Origin of the sequence: Hahella ganghwensis DSM 17046 (assembly GCF_000376785.1) — a bacterium.
Lineage (GTDB): Bacteria > Pseudomonadota > Gammaproteobacteria > Pseudomonadales > Oleiphilaceae > Hahella > Hahella ganghwensis.
In genome coordinates, this window is record NZ_AQXX01000128.1 from 104,165 (window position 1) to 113,170 (window position 9,006).

The window sequence follows — 9,006 nt, forward strand, 5'->3', positions numbered from 1 at the left end:
TTGGGTCAACGCGACGCCATAGTGTACCCCGCCATCTATCGGAGATAAATGGTTGTGGCGGTAAGGTTTAGATTATTCGACTATTCAGCAAAGAAATCAGCGACGACACTCAACCGCCAACCACTCTTAGATCTGCCTTACGGCCCTGTAAGCGACTTCTGAGACGCTCCGTCGCTTTCTCCAGAGCAATACTGATTTTTGAATGACTGCGAATCATCGAGACCATCGGCCAAGTGGCCCTCTCCCCCTCCAGAGTCAGGCGCTTCACAAATTCTGTATCAGGGTTCGACAACATTTTAGAGAAATGCCAGAACTTGTAATTGGGAGCTATGGTGACATCACCATAGTAACGCTGGGCCAGAATGGTGTATGCCTGCCCGCAGGCCTGACGCAACAATTCAGGTTCGGCGTACTTACGCAAATAATCAAACACGGCTTTGCCATGAAAACGGGTTTCGGCCTTCAGAATCCGCCAGGGCAGATTCAATTTACTGAACGCTGTTTCTGCTTTTTCTGATTTCAGAAAGGGAACGATGTGCGGGTTGGTCTGACTGACAATGGAAAAATTAACGTCATACAGATGCATGAGTCTTTCAATAGGCAGGTCACTGACAACAGACCCATCCACCCAACGCAGCTTTGACATATAAGGAACAGAGTTACCCTGTTCGTCTTTTTTCATAAGACGTACAGGTGGAAAAATAGCTGGGACTGCAGACGAGGCCAAAGCTCCGCTCCACATCAGCAGGTAAGGTGAAGTGAAACGACTCAGCAAACGTGATTTCTGATGCTCATGTACCGGTGATACCGAAATATTCACGCTCCTACCGGTACGCTGGAAGGCTTCCTGGAAAGTATACTCGCCAATATTTGAACGCAAGCAACCTTCCAGTTGCTGAATATCCATAAATCCTTTGCCCTGAAGGCCATTGAACATCCCCATCCAACGCCAGGCTTTCAGGTTATGCTTATTGGGATCGAGCATGTCAGGAATTTCAGCATCCGTGTGGGTGCCAAGAGTGGCGGCAATTATTGCCCCGACACTGGACCCTGAGATGACTTGGGGCAGCAATCCCCGCTCCCATAATGCTTTGATGACTCCAAGATGAAACAGACCCAGAGAAGCACCACCGCTTAACAGCAAACTCGGATGTCCGAAACTGAGCGATGTATCTTTAAAGAATTCCAGCTTTTGACGTAGCGGCAACTCAGGTAAATCATTGTCGCAGACGTAATTGATCGCGTCACAGACCTGGCTGACATATTCCTCAACCAGATGTTTGGTGCCAACATGACTACGGTGATAAAGCTCAGGATTACCAATATTTCCAAGATCGTGGTGCAGCCCTTCACGAAGGCTGCGTATGAGCCTGTCATGCTGGCGGGCCTGCTGTGCGTTTTTCAGCTCCATCAGGCGGTCATAGATGAGTTCGTAATTGTACAGACTGGAGCTATAGGACTCTTTCCACTCAACATGTCCCTCCAGATAATCCAATTCCAAAGCGGCGTCACGCCAGGTGTGGTAGTCTTTCGCCTCCGCCATGGCTTTGCGGTATCTGGCCAACTTCTGATTAAAAAACAGCCCCATATCACCTCATCTCGTGCCCTTATCCACTAACAACTATAGCGAAGGACAGCACGGATGTCTTTTTAGTCTGAGAGGACGATCACATAGTTGTACAACTTTTAATATTTGCTTCTATCAGAGCGCGGGGCGACACAGGCTCTCAACAGAATCAGAAATCACTCAAGTCCTCATCGTCGTCGAGGAAGCCGTCTTCGATTTTGCCATCATTGATAAGGTAGTCGCGACGTTGCAGATAAACATTGCGCAGACCGGCATATTTGTCACCGGTAAGCAGATTCTCAGTGGGAATCAGATCAGCGCGGATATCTACGATTTTGACCCCGGTCGCGTAGTAACTTTCGGGTGCATCAAAAATATGCACAATAGGGTTAAAGAGCGAATCGGGGATCTTACCAATCGCATCAGAGACTGTTGCAGGGCCTAAAAACGGTAATACCAGGTAACTACCCTCTGGAACGCCATAGTAGTTCAAAGTCTGGCCGAAGTCCTCCTCCTGCACCGGGAGATCCCATTCGGTAGCAATATCAATTAACCCACCAAGCCCGAAGGTGGTGTTATATACCAGCCGTGAAAAAGTAATCGCAGACTCCCTGCCTTTCAATTGCAGCAGATTGTTCGCCAAATGAGGCACATCAGAAAGATTATTGAAGAAGTTTGTGATCGAGCGGTCCACAGCCCCTGGAGTGACAAACCGGTATGCCTTCGCCACTGGACGTAGAATCCACTGATCAAGTGTGTCATTAAAGGAATAGATCTTTCTGTTAACTGACTCCCAGGGATCATCCGGGTGCTCGTAAGCAGCTGCCAACGGGGTGGATGACAATAAACCAACGACCAATAATCCCAGGGTGTTACAAAATTTCATGCTTTTCTTCCTGATAGATAGATAAACCGGAAAGGTGCTCCTCCCCCTTTCCCTACGAACAAATTCAGGTTTCGGTTGGCGGTAAATCTCTGGATTATTATTATGTGGTTTTTATGTTGGCTGCCAAACATTGATAGGAATGGTTGTTTTGGCAGTAATTTTCAGCTAATCCTACACAAAGTCAGATGATAATCAATGACAAATTCTAACGTTGAGCTGGGCCGACTGGAAGTTCCTGTACGCTGGGGTGATCAGGATGCTTATGGCCATTTAAATAACACTGTCTACTTTCGGTTCTTTGAGGAAGCACGGGTAAACTGGTTGGAACAGCAAGGTTTTGGTGTCAGAGGCCAAGGCGAATCTCCGGTGTTGATTCAATGTAGTGCAACATTTCTCCGAGAGATTAACTACCCTGCAATCCTCATCGTGACAACACTGACCGAGGCAATAGGCAGTACCAGTTTCACCTTGGGCCACCAGATCTTGAGTCAGGACCAGACTACAGTTCACTGCCAAGGTACAGCCAAGCTGGTATGGGTGAACCGAGATACTGGAAAAAGCGCGCCTCTCCCACTGGAATTGCGCGCGATTCTGGAAAAGGGCCTGTCATCACGAACAGGTTCTTAAACCATGGAAAAGTTCTGAAATCGCGGACATAGCCCTATTCTGGAATGGCCAGGCATCTGTAGGAAGAAGCCGCGACGAATAACTGAGAGGGTTGACGCCAAAAAACAGATCGCATGACAACCAATCCGGATATTGAAGCAATCTCCGGATTGGTTGGTATATTTATTGACTAACCATTATTAACTAACTTGGGAAAATTACTGCTTACGTACAATCACACTACCGGCAGAATATCCCGCACCAAAAGAACAGATAACGCCTACATCGCCACTATTCAAACCTTCTTTGTGCTTATGGAAAGCAATGATGGAACCGGCTGAACTGGTGTTCGCATAGGTATCCAGAATCGTTGGAGCTTCTTCCCTTGTTGCATCCCGACCGAGCACTTTCTTGGAAATCAACACATTCATATTCAAATTGGCCTGATGCAGCCACAAGCGACGAAGGTCCTGAGAACCAATTCCATGCTCAGAAATGTGTGCCTGAATCATATCAGAGACCATTGGGCATACTTCTTTGAACACTTTGCGCCCATTCTGAATAAACAGTTTATCGGGAGCCCCGACTCCTCTTTCGTCACAGCGATTCAGGAATCCAAAGTTATTACGGATGTTGTTGGAATATAGCGTCTGGAGTTTGGTGCCAACGATTTCGTACCCTTTGACTGTGGCCAGATCTGAACGTTCCAGCAGCACGGCTGTACAGGCATCACCGAAAATAAAATGACTGTCTCTGTCACGGAAGTTCAAATGACCGCTGCAAATTTCCGGATTGACCATTAATACCGCTTTGGCGGTTCCGGACTGAATGGCATTATATGCTGCCTGAATACCAAAGGTCGCAGAAGAGCAGGCAACGTTCATATCGTAAGCAAAACCCTCAATTCCAAGCGCTGCCTGCACCTCGATGGAAACCGCTGGATAAGCGCGCTGCAGATTGGAACAGGCCACAATGACAAAATCGATATCCGAGGCACTTCTGCCCGCTTCTGCCAAAGCCTGTCGAGCGGCGCTGACTGCCATTTCACACTGAACACTCTGTTCTTCATTGCTGCGCTCAGGCAGGTGTGGATGCATATAGCCGACATCCAGAATACCTTCCTTATCCAGCACATAGCGGCTCTTAATACCGGAGGCTTTTTCGATGAACTCTGCCGAAGATTCCTGAAGAGGCTCTATCTCTCCGTTCCGGATCGCTTCTGCGTGATCCTGGTTGAATTTATTGACATAAGCATTAAAAGATTCAACCAGTTCCTGATTGGAAATACTGTACTCAGGCGTATACAACCCGGTGCCACTTATCACTACTGAATTCACAATGTAGCCTCTTTCATTCTTATCTTGGTTCCCTGATTTCCACCCTGCTCAAGCATCATTGCATCAATGAAGTGGACGGGTGTTACCGTGGAACCGAAAACTTAATTATATTACTCGCGCACAATCGACCAATAATACCACAAACCTCTGACAATCATGTCCGTCGGTGACCATTGTTAATCAATTTTCAGACTGACAGCATCCGCAGAAATCCCCACCTGTTATGGACAACCCTCAAAGGCTGACTTTTTCCCACTGTTTCTGGAGTTTTTTCTCTGAAACGCTCATTGCTGTCCCCAGTTTCTGAGCAAAGAATGACACTCGGAACTCTTCCAGCATCCACCGATATAACTCCAGCTCAGGATCAGAAACCCCCTCTCGCTGATGCTTTGCACGGCGTTCTTCAAATCGCTTCCACATTGGCTCCATAATACGGAGAAAGTCTCTTTCCAGACTGACCTGACGCGGCATTTTTTCCAGCCGTTCTTCCACCGCCTGCAGATAACGAGGGTAGTGGCGCAGCCACTCTCCAGGCACCTGTTTCAGAAACCCGTCTGACACCAGATTCGATAACTGGAGCTTCACGTCCGCCATGGGCATCGCCAGTGCCAACACGGTTGATTTGGCTAAGACCTTGGTCAACGAGTGGTGCTGCTTGAGAATATCATGCAACAGTAATGCTCTCTCCTCAGCCGCCAGAACCCAATCCGACTTGCAAGACTTCAGCCGCTCAGTGAATGCCTGGCGACTGTATACCGGCTCTCTGCCAATCAGAAACACCTCCATGGCCGAGCTCAGAATCAGGTCATCTATCAGCGGCTCCAGCTTACCTTTGGGGGCGTAATACAAGCCAATCTCATTCTGCTTGGGGAGATTCTTACGCAGATATTTCACCGTATCAGCCAGAGTAAACATCACCATTCTGGCGACGCCCCTGCTATGCTCTGCGATCGCATGCTGCTCATCAAACCCGGCAGTGAGGGTCACGGTCTTGCCCTCATCCCGCAGATATGGAAACAGAAACAGGTTTGCCCCTCCCTGCTGAACCTGCTGCCTGGGAGGGATGGTATCGATATCCCAGGATACCAATCCGGTTTTTTCTTCAAACAATTGATTACCGGTATCACTGACCGCAGATTCTAACTTCCGCCCGATTTGATCCACCAGTTGATGGTAATCTCTTCCACGGGCAACCACTTTGCCTTTGCTGTCTACCACCGCAATTGTGATTTTCAGGTGCTCCGGTACAGATTCTGTATTCCATTGCTCAGGCTCAATCGTCACACCGGTCATCTTCCTTAACTGACGCCCAAGAACTACAGTCAAGGGCTCATCGGTAGGCTCCATGGCCTCAGCAGCGGCCTTGGCAAAATCCGGTACAGGCACAAAGTTTCGCCGCAAGGATTTCGGTAGACTCCTGATCAGCGCTTCGCATTTTTCCCGCAACATTCCGGGAACCAACCACTCCAGTCGGCTGACAGGAAGCTGCTGTAACGCCGCCGGGGGCACTTCAATCGTTACCCCATCATCCTTCTGCCCAGGCTTGAAGGCGTAATCCAGCTTGAACTGCTGCCCGCGCCACTGAAGGTTATCCGGATAGGCCGTTTCCAGATTCGTCTCTGGGCGGCTCCTCAAAAGATAGTCTTCAGTAAGAATGAGGGCTTTTTTATCTGAATCATCCAGATGTTTATACCAGTGTTCCAATCCCCTGACCGTGGCACAGTCGCCAGGCAGGTGCTCGTCATAAAACTGGAATAACGTATCGTCATCCACCAGCAGATCTTTTCGCCGGGTTTTTGCCTCAATCAGCTCCACGGCCTCTCGATTGGCGGCATTTTTCTGGATAAAAGACAGACGCGAATGAATTTCCCCCTCTATCAACCCTTCCCTGATCAGCAGTTCGCGACTTAAAGCAGGATCCACTTTGCCATAACTGACCCGCCTTCTGGGAACAACCACCAATCCGTAAAGGCTCAATTGGGCAAAAGCCTGCACTTCACCACGTTTCTTTGACCAATGGGGCTCGAGATAGCTGGTTTTCAGCAAATGGGGAGCAATATGCTCAATCCATAAGGGCTCTACTTTCGCAACAGTACGAGCAAACAGTCGACTGGTTTCCACCAGTTCCGCCGACATTATCCAGGGAAAACTTTTCTTTTTAAGTTTAGAGCCCGGGAAGACCAAAAATTTACGCTGCCTGGGGCCGACATACTCGTTCTTTTCGTCTTTCTGTCCAACCTGGCTGATCAGGCCAGTCAATAGCGCTTTATGAACCTGCTCATAGGTAGCCGGCTCAGCATTTTCACGGTATTCAAGCTCATGGCAAAGTATCAGCAGCTGCCTGTGAGTATCCCGCCATTCCCGCATACGAAGGAATGACAGGTAGTTCTTTTTACACCAAGCTCTGAGCTGACTGTTAGACAGCTCCTGACGTTGCTCCTCATAGGCGCGCCATAGGTTAAGGTAATCCAGAAATTCCGATTGCTCATCAGACCACTGGGCATGTTTCTGATCAGCCGCCTGCTGACTTTCATGCGGCCTTTCCCGAGGATCCTGAATGGCAAGAGCCGAGACAATCACGAGAATTTCATTGAGACACTGCTGCTCTGCAGCGGCTAACAGAATTCTGGCCAGACGGGTATCAATGGGAAAGCGTGACAACTTTCGCCCGACGTTGGTCAGCTTTCGGTCCTTGCTGACCGCGCCGATTTCCTCCAACAGCTTATAGCCGTCGTTGATATATCGCTTGTCCGGGGCCTGCATAAAGGGGAAACCGGAAATATCACCAAGTCGTAATGCCAGCATCTGCAAGATGACCGAGGCCAGATTGGTCCGCAGAATTTCTGGATCGGTAAACGCCGGCCGACTGACGAAGTCCTCTTCGCTGTAAAGCCGGATGCAAACGCCCTCTTCCACTCGACCACATCGACCCGCACGTTGCTGTGCGCTGGCTTGGGAGACAGCCTCAACCGGCAATCTCTGCACCTTGGATCGATATGAATATCGGCTGATCCGAACATCACCCGGATCAATGACATAGCGAATGCCCGGAACTGTCAGTGAGGTTTCCGCCACATTCGTGGACAGCACAATGCGCCGCCCCCCGTGAGACTGAAATATACGGCTCTGTTCCTGATGGCTGAGCCGGGCATACAAAGGTAATATCTCCGTATTACGCAACTCCGCTTTACGTAACACATTGGCTGTTTCACGGATTTCGCGTTCACCAACCATGAAAATCAGAATGTCCCCGGGGCCTTTTCCTGTCGATCTTTCGAGCTGTTCAATTTCATTGACGGCGGCCAGGATGCCTTCCTGCAGAGACAAATCCCTATCGCTGTCATCTTCCCCCACCAAAGGACGGTAGAGAATATCAACTGGATAAGTCCGCCCGGACACCTCAATCACTGGGGCGTTTTCGAAATGGTTTGAAAAGCGCTCCACATCAATAGTGGCGGAAGTAATGATGAGCTTAAGATCAGGCCGCTTGGACAGAATGTTCTTTAGATATCCCAACAGAAAGTCGATGTTCAGCGACCTTTCGTGGGCCTCATCGATAATGATGGTGTCATAACGACTCAGAAATCTGTCATGCTGTGTTTCGGCAAGTAAAATACCATCCGTCATCACTTTTACCAGCGTATGCGGCGTACTCTGATCAGAAAACCTGACCTGAAATCCTACCTGTTCGCCAACTTTACAACCCAGTTCTTCCCCCAGCCGATTTGCTACCGCTCTGGCAGCCAGCCTTCGGGGCTGGGTATGACCGATCATACCGGCAACGCCTCTCCCCATATCCAGGCAAAGCTTGGGTAACTGTGTCGTTTTTCCTGACCCAGTTTCACCGGCAACGATGACAACCTGATGCTCAGCAATTGCGTTTCTGATTTCATCCAACCGGTCTACAACAGGCAGGTTCTCAGGATATTTCACCTGGGGAACACGCTCCTGCCGCTCATTCTTGAGCGCTGCGGAACTCTCGGCTTTCTTCCAGAACCGTTCCAGTTCAATGTCTACTGGTTTCTTGTCAGCCGAATCTTCACCACTCGGTCGATTGGCAGTCGAATGTTTTGACAACTTTTGCCATTGTTGCTGAAGCCGGTGTCTGTCTTTGCATAGCACCAGATCAGGGTTAAATACTTTCACGGGATTTCGCGTATTGGTCATGAATTTAAAGCGGATGACTAGAATTTACAGGGGATGAATAATAGCGAGAAAAGTTATCGTTGTAAGCCTATCTCACCGATTAAGGTAAATGGAGAGGCTGCAGTTGTATATCACTTGGGAGCTACGCTCACTATCTGTTCATAATAGCATCTCGCAGCAACAGAAAGGGCCGGTCATCACCGCAATGCTGTTCACTTAAGAGGAGCAGCATTGCGATCTACTGGATATCGGGTCTTTGATATCTTAACCGTCCGAGGTGTCGTAGGCCTCGGACGCCTCTCCAAAAACAGACTACTAATTCCCGATCTTAACTCTGACAAGCGCCGACCTGTTCCAGATATCGGATTGGAAGCCGCCATCACAATTAACTGAACAGCAATATAATCACACACTGGTTTGAAGCGAATGTCAGACGGGGCTCGATCAAAGCTTACCGCCGCAAT

Annotated in this window: 5 protein-coding genes and 1 pseudogene; 1 reads left to right on the forward strand and 5 read right to left on the reverse strand. The window is 49.1% G+C overall.

Annotation, left to right across the window (positions count from 1 at the left end; genetic code table 11):
- Window positions 1–109: 109 nt before the first annotated feature.
- Both F566_RS0119960 and F566_RS0119965 read right to left on the reverse strand, forming a co-directional pair.
- Entirely contained in the window at window positions 110–1,588 is a 1,479-nt protein-coding gene (locus F566_RS0119960) for a DUF3336 domain-containing protein (RefSeq protein ID WP_020408802.1), read from the reverse strand.
- A gap of 148 nt (window positions 1,589–1,736) precedes the next feature.
- A complete protein-coding gene (locus F566_RS0119965; RefSeq protein ID WP_020408803.1) occupies window positions 1,737–2,453 on the reverse strand; it encodes an MlaA family lipoprotein in 717 nt (238 codons plus the stop codon).
- Window positions 2,454–2,648: 195 nt separating this feature from the next.
- On the opposite strand from F566_RS0119965, the gene F566_RS0119970 reads away from it, so the two are divergent.
- A complete protein-coding gene (locus F566_RS0119970) occupies window positions 2,649–3,080 on the forward strand; it encodes an acyl-CoA thioesterase (RefSeq protein ID WP_020408804.1) in 432 nt (143 codons plus the stop codon).
- A gap of 197 nt (window positions 3,081–3,277) precedes the next feature.
- Here the strand turns inward: F566_RS0119970 and F566_RS0119975 are convergent, their stop codons facing one another.
- From F566_RS0119975 to F566_RS36390, 3 genes and pseudogenes are all read right to left on the reverse strand, one after another.
- Window positions 3,278–4,396 (reverse strand): beta-ketoacyl-ACP synthase III, encoded by a 1,119-nt coding sequence (locus F566_RS0119975; protein WP_020408805.1) that lies wholly within the window; start codon window positions 4,394–4,396, stop codon window positions 3,278–3,280.
- 234 nt (window positions 4,397–4,630) lie between these two features.
- The gene (gene hrpA, locus F566_RS0119980) at window positions 4,631–8,542 is read right to left on the reverse strand and encodes an ATP-dependent RNA helicase HrpA (RefSeq protein ID WP_020408806.1); all 3,912 of its coding nucleotides are present in this window, start codon (window positions 8,540–8,542) and stop codon (window positions 4,631–4,633) included.
- Between the two features lie 212 nt (window positions 8,543–8,754).
- A pseudogene (locus F566_RS36390) lies at window positions 8,755–9,006 on the reverse strand (IS4 family transposase); the annotation flags it as partial.

Bases quoted from the DNA above. Each gene is read 5' to 3' on its own strand.
- F566_RS0119960 (WP_020408802.1), bottom strand. From the start codon at position 1,588: ATGGGGCTGTTTTTTAATCAGAAGTTGGCCAGATACCGCAAAGCCATG.
- F566_RS0119965 (WP_020408803.1), bottom strand. From the start codon at position 2,453: ATGAAATTTTGTAACACCCTGGGATTATTGGTCGTTGGTTTATTGTCA.
- F566_RS0119970 (WP_020408804.1), top strand. From the start codon at position 2,649: ATGACAAATTCTAACGTTGAGCTGGGCCGACTGGAAGTTCCTGTACGC.